General features: G+C 59.9%; 16 protein-coding genes. 6 read left to right on the forward strand and 10 right to left on the reverse strand.

Going from position 1 to position 17,643, the window contains the following annotated elements; all coding sequences use genetic code 11:
* Positions 1 to 13: 13 nt before the first annotated feature.
* Both ACA065_RS10115 and ACA065_RS10120 read right to left on the reverse strand, forming a co-directional pair.
* Positions 14 to 1,144, reverse strand: a complete 1,131-nt coding sequence (locus ACA065_RS10115) for a catalase family protein (RefSeq protein ID WP_497694368.1) — start codon at positions 1,142 to 1,144, stop codon at positions 14 to 16.
* Positions 1,145 to 1,173: 29 nt separating this feature from the next.
* Complete coding sequence (locus ACA065_RS10120; RefSeq protein ID WP_497694369.1) at positions 1,174 to 2,985, reverse strand: di-heme-cytochrome C peroxidase; 1,812 nt, start codon at positions 2,983 to 2,985, stop codon at positions 1,174 to 1,176.
* 247 nt (positions 2,986 to 3,232) lie between these two features.
* Here ACA065_RS10120 and bamJ point away from each other — a divergent pair, with 247 nt between their 5' ends.
* The 4 genes from bamJ (at position 3,233) to ACA065_RS10140 (ending at position 5,681) form a co-directional block, all read left to right on the forward strand.
* Positions 3,233 to 3,973, forward strand: coding sequence for a BamJ family beta-barrel-assembly machinery protein (gene bamJ / locus ACA065_RS10125; protein WP_497694370.1), 741 nt, complete (start codon positions 3,233 to 3,235; stop codon positions 3,971 to 3,973).
* Positions 3,974 to 4,422: 449 nt separating this feature from the next.
* Entirely contained in the window at positions 4,423 to 4,878 is a 456-nt protein-coding gene (locus tag ACA065_RS10130; protein ID WP_497694371.1) for a YkvA family protein, read from the forward strand.
* Between the two features lie 96 nt (positions 4,879 to 4,974).
* On the forward strand, positions 4,975 to 5,313 hold the full coding sequence (locus ACA065_RS10135) for a helix-turn-helix domain-containing protein (RefSeq protein WP_497694372.1): 339 nt from the start codon (positions 4,975 to 4,977) through the stop codon (positions 5,311 to 5,313).
* On the forward strand, positions 5,310 to 5,681 hold the full coding sequence (locus ACA065_RS10140; RefSeq protein ID WP_005786715.1) for a hypothetical protein: 372 nt from the start codon (positions 5,310 to 5,312) through the stop codon (positions 5,679 to 5,681). Before ACA065_RS10135 ends, ACA065_RS10140 begins: the two co-directional genes overlap by 4 nt.
* On the opposite strand, the gene ACA065_RS10145 is transcribed toward ACA065_RS10140, so the two are convergent.
* The gene (locus ACA065_RS10145) at positions 5,678 to 7,444 is read right to left on the reverse strand and encodes a bifunctional diguanylate cyclase/phosphodiesterase (RefSeq protein ID WP_497694373.1); all 1,767 of its coding nucleotides are present in this window, start codon (positions 7,442 to 7,444) and stop codon (positions 5,678 to 5,680) included. The genes ACA065_RS10140 and ACA065_RS10145 overlap by 4 nt on opposite strands.
* A 118-nt stretch (positions 7,445 to 7,562) precedes the next feature.
* On the reverse strand, positions 7,563 to 9,641 hold the full coding sequence (locus ACA065_RS10150) for a carboxy terminal-processing peptidase (RefSeq protein ID WP_497694374.1): 2,079 nt from the start codon (positions 9,639 to 9,641) through the stop codon (positions 7,563 to 7,565).
* 138 nt (positions 9,642 to 9,779) lie between these two features.
* Here ACA065_RS10150 and ACA065_RS10155 point away from each other — a divergent pair, with 138 nt between their 5' ends.
* Complete coding sequence (locus ACA065_RS10155; RefSeq protein ID WP_497694375.1) at positions 9,780 to 10,742, forward strand: zinc-binding dehydrogenase; 963 nt, start codon at positions 9,780 to 9,782, stop codon at positions 10,740 to 10,742.
* Between the two features lie 150 nt (positions 10,743 to 10,892).
* On the opposite strand, the gene ACA065_RS10160 is transcribed toward ACA065_RS10155, so the two are convergent.
* The 6 genes from ACA065_RS10160 to ACA065_RS10185 all read right to left on the reverse strand — a co-directional run bounded on the left by ACA065_RS10160 (position 10,893) and on the right by ACA065_RS10185 (position 16,256).
* Positions 10,893 to 11,546: an HAD family hydrolase gene (locus ACA065_RS10160; RefSeq protein WP_497694376.1), complete on the reverse strand. Its 654-nt coding sequence runs from the start codon at positions 11,544 to 11,546 to the stop codon at positions 10,893 to 10,895.
* Positions 11,547 to 11,576: 30 nt separating this feature from the next.
* Positions 11,577 to 12,566, reverse strand: coding sequence for an ABC transporter ATP-binding protein (locus ACA065_RS10165; RefSeq protein ID WP_010565203.1), 990 nt, complete (start codon positions 12,564 to 12,566; stop codon positions 11,577 to 11,579).
* Positions 12,563 to 13,363, reverse strand: coding sequence for an ABC transporter permease (locus ACA065_RS10170; protein ID WP_497694377.1), 801 nt, complete (start codon positions 13,361 to 13,363; stop codon positions 12,563 to 12,565). Before ACA065_RS10170 ends, ACA065_RS10165 begins: the two co-directional genes overlap by 4 nt.
* Positions 13,350 to 14,186, reverse strand: coding sequence for an ABC transporter permease (locus ACA065_RS10175; RefSeq protein WP_497695327.1), 837 nt, complete (start codon positions 14,184 to 14,186; stop codon positions 13,350 to 13,352). Before ACA065_RS10175 ends, ACA065_RS10170 begins: the two co-directional genes overlap by 14 nt.
* A gap of 5 nt (positions 14,187 to 14,191) precedes the next feature.
* Positions 14,192 to 14,998 (reverse strand): alkaline phosphatase family protein, encoded by an 807-nt coding sequence (locus ACA065_RS10180; RefSeq protein WP_214248399.1) that lies wholly within the window; start codon positions 14,996 to 14,998, stop codon positions 14,192 to 14,194.
* A 190-nt stretch (positions 14,999 to 15,188) separates the two neighbouring features.
* Complete coding sequence (locus tag ACA065_RS10185; protein WP_083359270.1) at positions 15,189 to 16,256, reverse strand: ABC transporter substrate-binding protein; 1,068 nt, start codon at positions 16,254 to 16,256, stop codon at positions 15,189 to 15,191.
* 429 nt (positions 16,257 to 16,685) lie between these two features.
* On the opposite strand from ACA065_RS10185, the gene ACA065_RS10190 reads away from it, so the two are divergent.
* A complete protein-coding gene (locus tag ACA065_RS10190) occupies positions 16,686 to 17,399 on the forward strand; it encodes a UTRA domain-containing protein (RefSeq protein ID WP_497694378.1) in 714 nt (237 codons plus the stop codon).
* The last annotated feature ends 244 nt before the right edge of the window (positions 17,400 to 17,643 follow it).

Here is a 17,643-nt window from a genome sequence, read left to right on the forward strand (position 1 = left end):
TAACGGATATGTACTACAAGTTACGACTATGCCGATAGTCACTCACAGCCTCATACACCGCCTTACGCAACCGATTAATCCCCCCAATCGGCCGATGCGCCTCCACCCCGAACCAAGGATTAAACGACTGGTTATCACAAGCCAGATTCAACGCCGGCGTATCAAAATCCTGCGCCGGTATCCGCACCCTGGCCACCGTTTCATAAGGCGCATCACTCTCCTTCCATTCAATACTGGTGTCTTCAATCGGCATGAATTTCTGCGCATTCTGCCGCTGAACCTGCAACACAAAACACGCCGGCACACGATCAGTCGACAGTTGCTGGTTCAAGGCGCTACGCAGAAAATTCGGCAAATCCTGGTTCTGCGTGGGCAGCACATATTCCGGGCAACTTTGCGGGTCGGGCGCAACACGGAACTTGGCATTGGCCGCGCCGAATTTGTAAGGCGAAACCGAAAAGTATGTAGTCTGCGTCGGGCTGGCCGGAGCCGGGGCCAGGGTCGCCAGGGCGATAAACAGGTGCCGCACCTGCCAGCTGCGCGGGTCAGCCTTGGGGAAGAACGCCAGAACCTTTTTGCCGTCGGCCTGGGCGCCGACGTTCTGCGCATACTCCGCCACATCGCTGACAAAGAAGTTCGGATGGCTGAACATCACGAAATCCTGTTCAGTGCGCGCCTGCTGATCCGCCATCAGTTGTTTGCCCGGCACCTCCAGCAGTTTGAGGGCCATGCCGCGCGCATCGCGGATGCTGTCGAATTGCGGGTAAGCGTTGCCGTTGGACAAACGCATCAGCGCCTGCCAGGTCTTGCCCGGCTCGGCGAACACACCTTGGCGCAATGCCGGGTCCAGATCCGCCGGCACGCTGACTTCGGCCTTCACGCAGCCGTGAGCCTTGGCATGCGCGTCGCGCAGGTAGCGGGTGCCCTCGCGGTGCTGATCAACGATGCGCACCGCCGTCTGGATGATGCCTTGGGTCATGGCCGCTTCACCGGGCGGGATCTGTTCGTCGGGCGACACCGGGCCGCTGTGTTGCCAGGCAAACCAGGCAGTAGCGATCAGCCAGCCCAGCAGACCCAGGCCGACCAGCCACAACAGGGTCTTACCCACAAACGCGCCGAGGCGCAGCCAGAGACGAGCGAGCATGGAACGGTCCTTGTATTGAGATCGGATAATCATGGCAACGGTTGCTCCAGCGGGCTGCCCAGCACTTTGAGGTATTCCAGCAGCGCCCAGCGTTCCTGCGGCAGCAGGCCACGGCCGATCACGCCATTACCACGCTTGCCGTCACGGAATTCATGGCCGCTGTTGTGGTTGCCGGTGATTGAGGTGTCGAACAGGAAGGCATTCTTGAACGCGCCGGTCTCAAAGCCCAAGTGGCGCGGGTCGTAGGCGAACGTGCCTTTGTAGAAGGTGGTGCTGCGCTCATCCTGAGGCGAGAGCAGTTGGTAGATCGTCGGCACCGAGCCGTTATGCAGGAACGGCGGCGTGGCCCATACCCCGGCCAGGGGCCGTGCCTTGTAGGCGCGCAACTCGCGCACGCCGATGGGCAGGCCGAACCCGTCCAGGCTTGGGCGCTCGGCCGGGGTAACGCCGGCGGCGCGGTAGGCGTGTTCTTCGACGAAAGCCGTGACGTAGGCCAGGCCTTGGGCCACCGACATTTTATGCAGGTCCAGTGCTGCGGTCGGCGTCGGGTGCAGTTCGACATTGAGCTTGGCCAGTTCCGCCGGGTCCCATTGCAGGGCGCTGAGGTCGTAGCGCTGGTCGGCGATGTTGCTGGCGGTGCCCGGGTCGGTGCCGATGTATTCCACGGGGAGCATTTTCAGTTGTTGCACCGGGCGGCCATTGACTTGGTTGACGGCAGGCACATGGCAGCCGGCGCAGTTCTCGGCAAACAGCGCACGGCCTTGCGCGGCGAGGGGCTTGTCGATGGCGCCGAACAGCTCTTGCGGCCAGGTGGGCGGCTTGAGGCGTTGCAGGGTTTCTTCGATCAGGTTGAGGTCACGCACGCGCACGCTGGAAGGGTAGCGGGCATCGCCTTGAAGGGGCTGGCCGGCGCTGTCGAAGAAGTCCAGCGTCGCGCCGACGCCGAGGGCCTCGCCAATGTTGCGGGCCATGGGTTGCTGGGCCGAGCCGTTCCATTGCACCCAGTCGAAGGTCCAGATATCCCACAGGTGCGGGTAGTCCACCGGCGCATTGGCGACGCGGTAGTTGTCCGGGGAGATGGCGTCGCCAAAACTGGCGTTGGCGATGCGGCCAAACGCGTCGGTGCGGCCCGGGCCTTCTTCGGTGGGGTAGAGGCCGCGATGGGTGTCGTTCCAGGCGACTTTGAGGAACTGGTTCAGCGACTGTTTGAAGTCCTGACGCAGTTGCTGCTTGTTGTGATCGTCATAGTCATGGCCAAGTACCTTACGGGCGAAGCGGTCGAACTTCCACGGCGTGTAGTAAGTGGCGGCTAGGCTGGCCACCAGCGCCTGACCGAAACTGCCGCCGCGCAACGTGGGCACGCTGGAAGGCAGCACGTGCTGGGCCGAACCGCCGTCGATGCGCAGGGCCTGGCCCTTGAAATGCAGCTCGCCGGTGTGGCAGGCGGCGCAGGTGATATCCAGGTATTGAACGTTACTGTCGGCATTGCGGTGCCGGGCAAACCCCACTGGCAAGTTGCCAGGGTTTTGCGCGGTGGGAACCTGCTTGGGGTCGACCAGAAAACCGAAGCGCGCCAGGTACTCGGGCGTGGCAAAACGCTGGTCCGAAAACGGCAGCTCCAGGGCGGTGAACCAGTCGTAATGCAGGCCTTTTACCTGGGTGCCCTGGGGCGTGAAGTAGTAGGTCTGGCGGTCGGCGGCACTCCATTGATCTTGGTAGTGCACCTGCTCCACGGGCACGTAGTCCGGCAGCTTGGGGTTGACGGTGTAGTAGAGCACCACGGCCAGAAGCAGGCCGAGTGCTAGCAATATCAGAAGCAAAGCACGGGAAAAGATGCGCAAGATAACTATCCTTGTCGAGTTGTCGCGTTGTTATGCCACTACGCCATAGGCGCGGCAAGTGGCCATGAGCCTGGTTGCAGGCAGTCCCGCGATCCTTCGCGGGCCTCCATCATGAATGAAAATGCTTTTAAACACGTGAACTTATCAGAAGTTTCCTGCTCACATGCCGGTAGCCATTGGTCGTGGCCGCCTGATAAGCTCGCGACTTTATTCGATTGCCCTTTTGGCGCATGAACAAGGAAATAGCATGAAACAGCATCGGTTGGCGGCGGCGGTGGCCCTGGTTAGCCTGGTACTTGCGGGTTGTGATTCGCAGACCAGCGTAGAGCTGAAAACCCCGGCGCAGAAAGCTTCCTACGGTATCGGCCTGAACATGGGCAAAAGTCTTGCCCAAGAAGGCATGGATGACCTGGACTCCAAAGCGGTAGCCCAAGGCATCGAAGATGCCGTCGGCAAGAAAGAACAGAAGCTGAAAGACGACGAACTGGTTGAAGCGTTTGCCGCACTGCAGAAGCGTGCAGAAGAACGTATGACCAAAATGAGTGAAGAGTCGGCAACCGCCGGCAAGAAATTCCTCGAAGAAAACGCCAAGAAAGACGGCGTAGTCACCACTCCTTCCGGTCTGCAGTACAAGATCGTGAAGAAAGCCGATGGCGCCCAGCCTAAGCCGACCGACGTGGTGACTGTTCACTACACCGGCAAGCTCACCAACGGCACTACCTTTGACAGCTCCGTGGATCGCGGCAGCCCGATTGACCTGCCGGTCAGCGGCGTGATCCCAGGTTGGGTCGAAGGCCTGCAACTGATGCACGTTGGCGAGAAGGTCGAGTTGTACATCCCGTCCGACCTGGCCTACGGCGCTCAGAGCCCGAGCCCGGCGATTCCAGCCAACTCCGTGCTGGTATTCGACCTGGAACTGCTGGCCATCAAGGACCCAGCCAAGGCTGAAGCCCCTGACGCACCTGCTGCTCCAGCTGCCAAGAAGTAATCGGCGCCTGAACCGACAACGCCCCGTTTTAACGGGGCGTTGTCGTATCTGACGCCAGGTGAATGATTGTTCCTACGCTCTGCGTGGCAACACCTCCTGCGACGCTCCGCGTCACGTATTCCTGGCTTCAAGCCTCGTGCGGCCATCAGGACGCGGAGCGTCCCGGGCGGCATTCCCACGCAGAGCGTGGGAACGATCGTAAAACCCGCTGACAATCCAAACGAACCCCTGCAACCTGAAACAGTCTGATATAAGACTCGAGCACGGGTAGCCGCACATCTACGCCAAGTCAATGAAATCTTAGGTTTTTTTTATGTGCGCAAAAAACGCCCGATCTGACTGAAAGCCTTGTAGTACGTGGCTTTCAGCCGATAAAACAAGCTCTGTTCACAAGGTTATCCACAATTTGTGTGGATAACCTTTTATGTCGCCTGGAACTGGAGTGACGAATGAAACCACCCTTCAATTTCACCCGATTCTTGCCTATGGCAGCTCGCTTGCTCGGCCGCGGGCGGTTGCCGACCTTGCTGTTTGCCGTCGCCGCCAAAGGCTCAAGCCAGGGCAACCGGCTGGGCAAGCTTAAGGATGATCTCAAATTGCTCCAGGCCCTTTGTCTGGCTTACTGGCGCGGTGAGTACCGGGCAATCAGCCCCAAGGCGCTGATCTCGGTGGTGGCGGGGCTGATGTACTTTCTTAGCCCGATTGACGCGATCCCGGACTTTATCCCGGTGTTCGGCATGCTCGACGACATCGCCGTGCTGGCATGGGTCATGAAGGCACTGAATGGCGAGCTGAGCGCCTTTCGCGCCTGGCGCGACGCCCAGCGCCCCGAGAAGCTCGCGGTGGTTGAGCGCTTGCCTGCAACGCCTGCGCTGCTGGCCCAGGAAAACCCGCAAAAAAACTGACGACGCTTATATCCCCCTGCGACCTTTGTGGCTGTTAGGATTACACTCCTAAGGAAAGAGCTTACTTAGTGAGTGTTGTTATCCTACGGGGCAGTCATGGATATTCAGATAATTTCACGCGATGGCGAACCCGAGTACGCGGTGTTGCCATGGGACCAGTACCAGGCGCTACTAAAAGCAGCCGGTCAGCAACAATCAGTGCCAACGCCTTCTTCTACTGTTCAGGTTACTGCCGATCAGGCTTTGCGCCCGCTCGCGGACCTGAGCGGCTTGCGTGAGGCCAAGGGCCTGGCCATAGAAACGCTGGCCCGCACTGTGGGCATCAGCCCCTCGTATCTGGGATTGATTGAAAAGGGTGAACGCCAGCCGGATGCCGCCATCCGCCGCAGCCTGGCCTGGGAATTGGGCGTTGCAGGTTGGAGGGATGAATCTTGAGCCTACGTATCAGTCGTCAACACTGGGATGGGTTACTCAACGAACTGGACCAGGCGCGCCGCCAGCGCCATTTGCTGACGTATCGCGCGCTGCTCGAACGCCTGCAATTCCCCACGCCGGCCATGCAAACCCTGGCCGCCGCCCTTGAGCACCTGGCCGCGCTCGACGCCAAGGCTGAGCAGCCCTTGCGCAGCTCCCTGGTGATCAGCCAGGGCGCCAGCCGCCTGCCGCGTACCGGCTTCTTTGAATGCGTGGAGCGCCTGGGGCGTTTCAGCGGGCCCTCAGATGGCGTCGCCGCTGCATCCTGGCATGCTTCGGAAGTAGTGCGGGTGTTCGAATACGAGTACCCCGAGTCTGCTGAGGCCTAGGCCTGCGCCAGCATCTCCAGGCTGTCGATCACATGAATGCTGTAGCCGGCCACGTCCTTGGCGTGGTGCTTGGCCTGCGAAGCCAGCTCCGCCAACTGGCTGGCGTCCAGTTGTGCACAGGCTTGTGGATATAAATGCACCACGCCAATCGACAGCGACAACAAGGCGAACTCCTGACGCACACCCTGACGGTTCAGCGCCACGAAACAACCGGCGTCCAGGTGTTCGGCACGGTAGAAGCGTCGGCATTGGGTGTGGAAATCATCCAGCAACTGGTTGAGCCGCTTGCGCCAATCCTGCGGGCCGAGCACCAGCAAAAAATCATCACCGCCGATATGCCCCACAAAGTCGCGGCAGGGGTCGACCCGGTCGTTCAGGCACTGCGCCAGGCAGAGCAACACCTCATCCCCACGCCCGTAACCGTAGATATCATTGAACGGCTTGAAGCTGTCGATATCCACGTAGCAGATCACCGACTCTCTTTGTTGCTGCAACAGTCGCGTCAGGCATTGCTGGATCGGCACATTGCCCGGCAACAGCGTCAGTGGGTTGGCGTAACGCGCCTGCTGGATTTTCAGCTCGGTGATCAGCTTGAGCACATCGATTACCCGGCCCAAACCCAGGTAGTCGCCGTTGAGCGTGATGATGAAATCTTCTTCAATCCGCTGCCGCGCACGGCTGGTTAACAAGCGGCTGACTTGCTGCAGGGATTGGCTCAACTCCACCGCCAGAAAGTCATCGCTCATCAACCGGCTGATGGGTTTGCGCGCGAACAGGTCAGTGGCGAACGGCTTGAGCAGCGCGTCCGACAACGAATGCCGATGCACGATGCCGACCGGGTGGCCGCGCCCGTCCAGCACAGCCAAGGAGTTGAGGTTGGCCTGGCGGCGGAACGACTCCAGTACCAGGGCAGTGGCGGTGTCCTGGTGCACCGCCGGTTGTTCGTTGAGCAGGGCACTGAGGTCACTGCCTTCTTCACTGAGGGTGAGGTTGGCGTTGTCCGGCTTGGGCAACATCAGGCGCGCTTCCTGCGGTGGCTGTTCCTGGGGGCGACAAAGCAGGTAGCCCTGGACAAGATCAACGCCCATCTCCGTCAACACCGCCAGTTCTTCCGCCAGCTCGATTCCTTCGGCAATCACCTGAGCGCGTGATGCCTTGGCGATTTGCAGGATGGAGCCGACGAATTCGCGCTTGAGCGCATCCTGATGGATGCCGTCGATAAAGTGCCGGTCAATCTTCACGTAATCCGGGCGCAGCTCCGACCATAGGCGCAGGCTGGAATAGCCGGCGCCCAAGTCATCCAGGGCGATGGCGAAGCCCATGTCGCGGTAATGATGCAAGGCGGTTTGCAGCAGGTCGAAATCGTCGGTGGGGGTCTGCTCGGTGAGTTCGATTACGACTTGGCTGGGTGGAATGCCGAAGTCGCGCAGCAGTTGCAAGGTGCGCCCCGGTTGGTGCGCCGTCTCCATCAAGGATTCCGGCGAGATGTTCAGGAACAGCTTGCCCGGCAGTTTCTGCTCACTGAAACGCCGGCAGGCGCTTTCGCGGCAGGCCATTTCCAATTCACTGAGGCGCCCAGCCTGGCTGGCGACCGCGAACAGGGCGACGGGGGAGTGCAGCGGGCTGTTGGACGGGCCGCGGCTCAGGGCCTCATAGCCGAGGATGCGCCGTTCGGAGAGGCAAATGATCGGTTGGAACAGGCTGTGCAAACTGCCTTGAGCCAGGATAGAGCCCAATGCATTCAGCTGTTCGGTCATGGTCATGGCGATCTCGATCGAAAAAAAAGGACCGCAGGCTCAAAGCCTGCGGTCCTTCATTTCACGACAGAATGATGTCTATATGATGACACTCCTGGGAGCGATCACATTAAATTGCCATCATTTACTGTTTGGCCACCTGCTTACTGATTTTCAGGTAGTCCAGCAGGATCCGACCGGTCTCAGACAGGTAGGCGTCGTCTTCCGGCTTGGTTTTTTCCGGTTCCGGCAACGCATCTTCATCTTCTTTCTTCAGCTCTTTGAGCGGGTCTTCGCCTTTGGCCTTGCGGCGCGCGTTCTCCAGCACCAGTTGCTGATTTTCGATGCTCGTATGTTGTGCACGGCGATCCGCTTCGTTGAGGCTGACGGTTTTTTCTTCCATCAGCTTCTTGGCCAAGGCCAGCTTGTCGCGGATAAACACGAACTCGGCATCCTTGGCGGAGCGAGCGTCATGGTCAGCCTTCAACTGCGTCAGGAACGGCTTGAACGGGTCCGACGCCGGCTTGATCGCAGGGCGGATGGTGTCCCACGGCATGGCTTCGGGCAGGGCGCTCTCGCCGATTTCCTTGGTGTCGATTATCGACGGGAAATCGATATCCGGCAGCACGCCCTGATGCTGGGTGCTCTGCCCGGAAACCCGGTAGAACTTGGCCAACGTCAGTTTCAGCTCGCCATGGTTAAGCGGCTGGATGGTCTGCACGGTGCCTTTGCCGAAGGTCTGGCCGCCGATGATCAACGCGCGGTGATAGTCCTGCATGGCGCCGGCGAAAATCTCCGAAGCCGAGGCCGAGAGACGGTTGACCAGCAACGCCATCGGGCCTTTGTAGAAGGCACCTGGGTTTTCGTCTTCGAGCACATCGACACGGCCGTCAGCGTTGCGTACCAACACGGTCGGGCCTTTGTCGATAAACAGGCTGGTCAACTCGGTGGCTTCCTGCAGGGAACCGCCGCCGTTGTTGCGCAGGTCGATGACCACGCCGTCGACTTTCTCTTTCTGCAGCTCGGTGAGGATTTTCTTCACGTCGCGGGTGGTGGACTTGTAGTCCGGGTCGCCAGCGCGGAAGGCTTTGAAGTCGAGGTAGAAGGCCGGGATCTCAATCACGCCCAGCTTGTAGTCCTTGCCATCCTGCTTGAGGTTGAGGACTTTCTTCTGCACGGCCTGGTCTTCGAGCTTCACCGCTTCACGGGTGATGGACACGATCTTGCTGGTCTGGTCGTTTGGCGCATTGGTGTGTGGAATCACTTCCAGGCGCACCACGCTGCCTTTCGGCCCACGGATCAGCTTGACCACTTCGTCCAGGCGCCAGCCGACGACGTCGACCATCTCTTTGTCGGCCTGGGCCACGCCGATGATCTTGTCGGCCGGGGCGACCTGCTTGGTCTTGTCGGCCGGGCCTGCCGGCACCAGGCGTACGATCTTGACCTGGTCGTTGTCGCTTTGCAGGACGGCACCGATGCCTTCCAACGACAGACTCATGTTGATATCAAAATTTTCCGCGTTATCTGGTGACAGATAATTGGTGTGCGGGTCGTAGGACATCGCGAAGGTGTTGATGTAGGCCTGGAAGATATCTTCGGCACGGGTCTGGTCCAGACGTGCCAGCTGATTCTTGTAGCGCTTGGTCAACAGCTCTTGAATGGCCTTGGGCTCTTTGCCGGCTATTTTCAAGCGCAGCACTTCGTCCTTGACGCGCTTGCGCCACAGGTCGTCGAGCGCGGCGGTGCTGGTCAGCCAGGGCGCGTCTTTGCGATCCACCAGAAGGGTTTCCTTCTGGGTGAAGTCGAGCTTGTCGACGCCCTTGTTCAGTTCACCCAAGGCGAAGTCCAGACGCGCTTTGACGCGGTCCAGATAACGCTTGTAGATGGTGAAGCCGGGCTGCAGGTCGCCACTTTTGAGGAAATCGTCGAACTGGGTCTTCCACTTGTCGAACTCAGCGATATCGCTGGCCAGGAAGTAGCTGCGCGACGGATCCAGCAGCTTGAGATAGCTGTCATAGATGATCACCGAGCGAGCGTCGTCCAGCGGCGGCTTGCTGTAGTGATGACGCTTGAGCAACTCGACGACGTTAAGGCTGGCAATCACCTCATCGCGATCAGGCTGAAGGTTGTCCCAGCTGTTGGCTGCGAACGTATTGGTCGACATCGACGCGAAGCCGAGACCAATGAAAAGAGCGAGGGCGGTGCTGGGGAACAGATGCTTCATGCTGATTCGACGCGGGGGCAATTGATAACGCATATTAGGCCGTCTTTGAGGGAGCCGGTTCCATATGATCCGGTCGCATAATGCAAAAAGCCCGGCGCTACAGCAACGGGCTCAGTCCAGACTCACTATGGAGGCACTGTGAAAGCATTGCAAGGCGTTGAAGGTCATGTGGAGTGGCTGACAGAACCCAGTCCTACCTGCGATGTAGGCCAAGTTCGCATTCGTGTGGCGGCTGCGGGCCTTAATCGCGCCGATTTGTTACAGCGCGCGGGGCTCTATCCGCCTCCGCCTGGCGCCAGCCACGTGCTGGGTCTTGAGTGTTCCGGGGTGATCAGCGAAGTGGGGCCGGGCTCGTCCTGGCTGGTCGGCGATCGCGTCTGCGCGCTGCTGGCCGGTGGTGGCATGGCCGAAGAAGTGGTGGTGGATGCGCGCCACGTGCTGCCAGTGCCGGAGGGCTTGTCGCTGACCGAAGCGGCGGCGCTGCCTGAGGTGTACAGCACCGCGTGGCTGAATCTGTTCCAGCTGGCGGGCCTCAAGCCCGGCGAAAAAGTTTTGCTGCATGCCGGTGCCAGCGGCGTGGGTTCGGCGGCGATCCAGCTGTGCAAGGCGTTTGGCAGCCCGTGCTGGGTCAGTGTCGGCTCGGCGCAGCGCCTGGCTTACTGCGAAGCACTCGGCGCCCAGGGCGGGGTGGTACGTACCGACGGTATTGAAGGGCTGCGCGATTTCGGGCCGTTTGATGTGATCCTCGATCCGGTGGGCGGCAGCTATGCCGCGCTGGACCTGAAATTGCTGGCCCTGGACGGTCGCTGGGTGTTGATCGGCTTGATGGGCGGGCGCGACGCGCAGCTCGACCTGGCGCAGGTGCTGGGCAAGCGCATTCAGCTGCTTGGCTCGACCCTGCGCAGCCGCAGTGATCAGTTCAAGGCGGACCTGTTCAGCGATTTAAGCCAGCATGTGTGGCCGTTGTTTGCCGAAGGCCGTTTGAGCCCACAGCTGGCCAAGACGTTCTCGATCAAGGATGCCGAGGCGGCGTTTGCCGAGTTGGCGACCAATCAGATTTCCGGGAAGTTGGTGTTGGTGATCGACGAGAGTTTGGTCTGACATCTATCTCAGGCTGAGATGAGATCAAAAGGTGGGAGCGGGCTTGCTCGCGAAAGTGGTGTTCAGATGAAATATTCTTCACTGATCCACCGCTTTCGCGAGCAAGCCCGCTCCCACAGTTGATTGGATTTCAATTCAAAGTGGTTGGTGTCACACCCAATGATGAATCGGCCAACCAGCCTTTTCTGCATGCTCACGCAACGTCGGGTCCGGGTTCACCACCTGCGGGTGGTCCACCTTCAGCAGCAAGGGCAAATCATTGCGTGAATCCGAGTAGAAATATGCACCTTCCAGCGACTCACCTTCCTGCTCCAGCCAGGCCATCAACCGCGTGATCTTGCCTTCACGGTAAGTCAGTACACCCACGGTACGACCGCTGTACACGCCGTGGCTGACTTCCAGATCAATGCCCAACACTTCATCGATACCGATGCGTGCCGCAATCGGCGTGACCAAGTGGGTGCCCGAGGCGGAAATCACCAGGATCCGGTCGCCATTCGCGCGGTGGCGGGCGATGGTCTTGGTGGCCTCGCTGTAGATCAACGGCTCGATAACGTCCTCGACCCAAGGCTCTACCAGGTGCTCGATCTCCTCCGGCGTGCGGCCGATCATCGGCTCCAGGCTGAAGTCCATGAAGTCTTCCATGCGCAGCTTGCCCTGGCCGTAGGCATCCATCAGCTCGTTGTTCTTGCGCATGAACGACTCAGGGTCGACCCAGCCCAGGCGGCCCATCTGCTCGCTCCACAGGGTGGCGCAGTCGCCGTGGATCAGCGTGTCGTCCAAATCAAAAATTACCAATGCCATCCGTTATGCTCTCTGGAATAAATCGTGGCGTCAGGCTACTTCACACAACGCACTGGGGTCGATGGAAAGTGCCAAACGCTGGCCGTCCGGGTGCAAATCGTCGGCGGAACGGTTGAGCACATCCACCACCAACTCCACGCCACGCGCTTCGATGCGGTAACGGATCACGTTGCCCAGCAGGCTGTGGCTGCGCACCAGCGCGTCCAACTCGCCGCTGCGGCTCAGCTCGATGGCCTCCGGGCGAATCGCGATGCGCCCGCTGATCGGCCGTTGCAGCAATTGGCTGGCTTTGTCCGCGTCGAGCAGGTTGTAGTTGCCGATAAAACCGGCGGCGAACACATCAACCGGCGCGGTATAGAGGGTCTCCGCATCGCCGCTCTGTACGATCTTGCCCTGGTTCATCAGGAAGATGCGGTCCGACATGGTCAGCGCTTCTTCCTGGTCATGGGTCACGAAAATCGTGGTCAGCCCCAGCTCACGCTGAATCTGACGGATCTGTTCGCGCAGGTGCTTACGAATCCGTGCATCCAGCGCCGACAGCGGCTCATCCAGCAGCAACAGGCGCGGGCGGGTCACCAGCGAGCGGGCGAGGGCCACGCGCTGGCACTGGCCGCCGGACATCTGGTGCGGGTAGCGGCCGGCCAGCTCCTTGAGTTCCACCAGTTGCAGCACTTCCTGCACGCGCTTGTGGCTGTCGTCGGCGTTGACCTTTTGCATGCGCAGGCCGAAGGCGACGTTCTGCTCCACGGTCATGTTGGGGAACAGCGCATAGCTTTGGAACACCATGCCGATATGCCGTTTCTGTGGGCTCAGCGGCACGATGTCCTGGCCATCCAGCAGGATTTTGCCGCTGTCCACCGACGTGAGGCCGGCGATGCAACGCAGCAAGGTCGACTTGCCGCAACCAGACGGGCCGAGCAGGGTGACGAATTCGCCCTTGGCGATTTCGCAGTTGATGTCACTGAACACCGGGGTGCCGGCGTAGCCTTTTTGCAGGTGTTGGACGCTGACGAAGCTCATTGGCTTTTGTCCTTGTTCAGGATATTGGCGGCCCAAGTCAGCACCAGCACAAAGAAGAAATAGGAAATGACGATGGCACTGGTGAAGTGGCCGCTCGTGTTGCGCATGTTGTTGAGGTACACCTGCAGGGTTTCGTAGCGGGTGCCGACCAGGATATTGGCGAACACGAACTCACCGAACAGGAACGAGAACGACAGCAGCAACGCCACCATCAGGCCTTTGCGCAGGTTCGGCAGCACCACCAGGATCGCTGCCTGCCAGGTGCTGGCGCCGAGCAATTGCGAGGCGTCCATCAGGTCGCGCAAGTTGATCGCTTGCAGGTTGTTGGTGATCGCGCGGTACATGAACGGCAGGGCCACGGTGAAGTAGCAGCCGATCAGGATCCACGGCGTGCCCACCATCGCCAGCGGCCCGGAGCCATAGAGTTGCAGCAAGCCCACCGACGACACCACCGGCGGCACCGCGAAGGGCAGCAGGATGAGGATGTTCATCAGCGCGTCGAGTCGGGGGAAGTGGTAATGCACCACGAACAGCAGCGGCAGAATCAGCACCACCGACAGGATCAGCGCGCACACGCACACCAGCAGCGACTGGCCAAAGGCGGCCAGAAAGCGCGGGTCGCTCCACAGTTGCACGTACCATTTCACGGTAAAACCGGCCGGCAGGATGGTGGCCGACCAACTGCTCGCAATGGAGTAGACAAAGGTGCCCACCAGCGGCAACACCAAAATCGCAAATAACAGGTACACCACTACCCGATGGTAGAGGGAGGCCGAGCCGGCTTCAGCGCGAGACATGGTAGCTCCTCTTGAGCAGCAGTTGATGGACTACCGTGACCACGGTCATCAGCGCCACCAGCACCACGGCCAGGGCACTGGCCATGTTCGGGTCCAGGGAGATGTCGCCGGAGACCATTGCCGCGATACGAATCGGCAGCACGTTGAAGTTGCCGGTGGTCAGTGCGTACACCGTGGCGTAGGCGCCGAGGGCATTGGCCAGCAGGATCACAAAGGTGCCGAGCAGTGCCGGTGTGAGCACCGGCAAGCCGATGTGCCGCCAGAACTGCCAGCCGTTGGCACCGAGCAACGAGGCCGATTCGCGCCAGTCTTCACGCAACGCATCGAAGGCCGGGTAGAGCAGCAGCACGCCCAGCGGAATCTGGAAGTAGGTGTACAGAATGATCAGGCCGGTCTTGGAGTACAGGTTGAAGTCCTGAATGATCCCGGCCTGCTTGAGCATGATGGTGATGCTGCCGTTAAAACCCAGCAGGATGATGAACGCGAAGGCCAGCGGCACACCGGCAAAGTTGCTGGTCATGTTGGCGAAGGCGGTGACGAAGTTGCGCAACCGCCCATCCACACGGCGCAACGAATAGCTGCCAAGCACCGAAATGATGATGCCGAACACGCTGGAGTAGAAGCTGATCTCCAGGCTGTACTGGATGGCCTGCAAGTAGAACTTCGAGCTGAAGATCTTGGTGAAGTTGGCCAGGCCCCAGCCGAACTCTTCCGATTGCAGGCTGTTGATCATTACCCATACCAGCGGGGCGATTTCAAACACGATAAAGAACAACGCAAATGGCACCAGGCACAGGATCGCCAGCCATTTGCCACGGGTCATGGCGTTCACTTCAACAGCTCCCGGCATACAGGTTTGTCATGGGGCACACCGAGCAGTTCGCAGACGGTGCCGCACAGTTCGGTTTGCTTGGGTCTGGCAGAGGGGTCGAAGTTGAACGCCGAACCCAGCACGAACAGCGGCACTTCGCGCTCTTCCGGCAGCAGGCCGTTGTGCGAGCGGTCGTTGTTCATGCCGTGATCGGCGGTCACCAGCACCTGGTAACCGGCGTCGAGCCAGCCTTGCAGGTAGTCGGCAAGGATGATGTCGGCCGAGCGCGCGCTGTTGCGGTATTGCGCGGTGTCGAGGCCATGCTTGTGGCCGGCGTCATCAATGTTCATCGGGTGCACCACCAGAAAATTCGGTGCGTGTTTGCGGCGCAGGCTTTCGGCGTCGGCGAACAGGTGCGAATCCGGGTAGTGATCATTCCAGTAGAAATGCCCGTGCTGGATCGCCAGCGCCTTGTCGTCGGTATGACGATCACGTGCGGCAATAAAGGGCGTGCGGTTATACAACTCGCTGACCCAGTGATAAGCCGCCGCCGCTGTGGTGAGACCGGCGTCGGTGGCGTAATGGAAAATGCTGCGCTGGTTGGACAGGCGCGAGACATTGTTGTGGACGATGCCGCTGTCGATCGGTGGCACGCCGGTGAGGATGCATTCGTACAAGGGCCGGGACAGGGCCGGCAGTTCACAGTCCAGTTTGTAAAGCGCTGCGCGTCCTGCGCCGATATAGGCCTGCAGATGCCCCATGGCATGGCGGGCAACCTCGTAGTTCAGGCCGTCGAGCACCACAAGGATGACGTTGTGCTTCATAGGGGCTGGGGCTCCGCAACGGATTAGACTTGGCTCGGTTTTCTGGGAGGAACTGGGTGAAAAATGTGGGAGCGGGCTTGCTCGCGAAAGCGGTATGTCAGGCAACACTTCTTTCACTGATCCACCGCTTTCGCGAGCAAGCCCGCTCCCACATTGGATCTCCAATAGACATCCAATGTGGGTTAAAGCCTTACTGCATATTGATGATGACTTCTTCCTGCCACTTCTGCGGCAGTGCCTTGGAGGTTTTCTCCCAAGCGTCGGCATCTTTGATCGGCGTGACTTTCTTGTACTGCTCGTTCGGCAGCAGCTTGGCCTGCACGTCGGCCGGCAGAGTCAGGTGCTCGGCACGGATAGGGCGGGCGTTGCCGCGCGCCAGGTTGGTCTGGCCGGCGTCGCTGAAGATGTACTCGCGGGTCAGCTTGGCGGCGTTCGGGTGCTTGGCGTATTTGTTGATGATGGTGGTGTAGCCGGAAATCACCGAACCGTCCGACGGGATCAGCACCACGTAGTCATCCGGGTTGGCCATCTTGGCTTTGTAGCTCAAGCCGTTGAAGTCCCAGACCACGCCCACTTCGACTTCGCCTTTTTCCATGGTGGCGATGGTCGGGTTGGCCAGCGACAGGCGGCCTTGCTTGGCGATCTCGGCAAACATCAGCAGTGCAGGCTGGATGTTTTTCTCGTCGCCACCGTTGGCCAGGGCAGCCGCCAGCACGCCGTTGGCGGCTTGGGCGGCGGTGCTCACGTCACCAATGGAGACTTTGTATTTACCGGTTTTCAGGTCAGCCCAGCTTTTTGGGGCTTCGGAGCCGTGCAGCAGCTTTTTGTTGACGATAAAGGCGATGGTGCCGGTGTAGGCCAGTGCCCAGTTGCCGTCTTTATCTTTCGCCCAATCCGGCACTTGTGCCCAGGTGGTCGGTTTGTACGGCTGGGCCACGCCCTGTTTCACCGCAATCGGGCCGAAGGCGGCGCCGACGTCACCGATATCGGCGCTGGCGTTGTCTTTCTCGGCGGCGAACTTGGCGATTTCCTGGGCCGAGCTCATGTCGGTGTCGATGTGCTTGAGGCCGTAGGTCTTGGCCAGGTCTTCCCAGGTGCCTTTCCAGTTGGCCCAGTCATCGGGCATGCCGACGCTGTTAACGGCGCCTTCCGCTTTCGCGGCGGCTTCCAGAGTCTTTAGATCGGTATCAGCAGCCATGGCGGCGGTGCACATGGCAATGGTCGAGCCTAACAGTGATGCCAGGAAAAGCTTTTTCATCCGAAGCTCCTTTGGGCGTTTTCAACGCGGCGTTTTTATGAACGTTTGCGGGGGGCGGTTCATCACTGATTTCTTGGGGCGCGTTGCGCCTGAGGGGCGGCGCGCCCCAAGAAATCAGTGATGAATCGCCCCGTTTGGTCTAGGTCAGCAATACCTGAGCCAATCTAGGCTCGATGGATGACAGTTTCATGTCGATGTCGTTTTTAAATCGCTTTTGTCGTTCATTCCAGGCTCAGCGTAGACCATGCCCAAGTGCCCGCAGGTCTTGGACTTGGCCGATGTATTGCAGGGTGTGGAGACGGGCGTTGGCAGGGACTGTCATCTGTCGGTCATCTGTAGTGCCTAGGCTGGCAAGCAGTAGCCAAAGCCCATTTACGGAGCGGTTTGTGCACCTGAACGGTGCTGGTCTAGTCCAGATAGGTAACGTTGATGCGTGATGAGGCAATCAAGGCGGTGACATCCATCGGCCTGGCGCTGCAAGAGCAGATCGACCACGGCCTGTTGCCGCCTGCCAGTAAGTTGCCCGCCGAGCGCAAGCTCAGTGAGTTGTTTGGAACCACGCGTATTACCGTGCGCGAAGCCTTGTTACAGCTGGAAGCTCAGGGGCAGATTTATCGCGAGGAGCGCCGAGGCTGGTTCGTTTCGCCGCCACGGCTGGCCTATAACCTGATGCAGCGCAGCCACTTTCACGCGATGGTCAGCGACCAGGGGCGCGTGGCGTCGACCGAGGTGATTTCGGCGCGGCTGCAACCGGCGTCGGCGGCGGTGTGTGCGTGGTTGCAGTTGCCGGCGTTGTCCAGCGTGATCCAGATTTGCCGGGGTCGGCGAATTGATGGGCGGCTGGTGCTGTATGTGGAACACTACCTGAACCCGCAGTATTTTCCGGGGATTCTGGACTGTGACCTGAACCAGTCGATGACCGAGCTGTATGCGCGCAAGTACGACCTGCATTACGGGCGGGTGCGCTTCGAGATTGTGCCAACCTCATTGCCGGTGGACGCCGCCGCCACGTTGCGCGTGTCGGTGGGCAGCCCGGGTTTGCGGATTGCCCGGGTCAACTATGACCAGCACCAGCGGTTGATCGACTGCGACCTGGAGTTCTGGCGGCATGATGCGATTCATGTGGGGGTGGATGTGGTGTGACTGGTGGGCGGGGGGAACATATCCATTACTTCGGTAACGGCGGCTTAGGGTTACCCACGGATTCAAGCCTGCGTTCGGCCAGCGTGGTTAACGGGGCCTGTCAGATCAAGATCAAAATCTACAGCACGGCGGCCTAGTAGCCGACCTGAGTGGTTGAAGCAAAAGCAGGGCAACAGCACAGCAGGAACAGATCAAAAACAGAGCTGCTTTTGTGTGGGAGCTGGCTTGTCGGACCGCCGAACCG

It is taken from the genome of Pseudomonas sp. LBUM1640 (assembly GCF_059716225.1).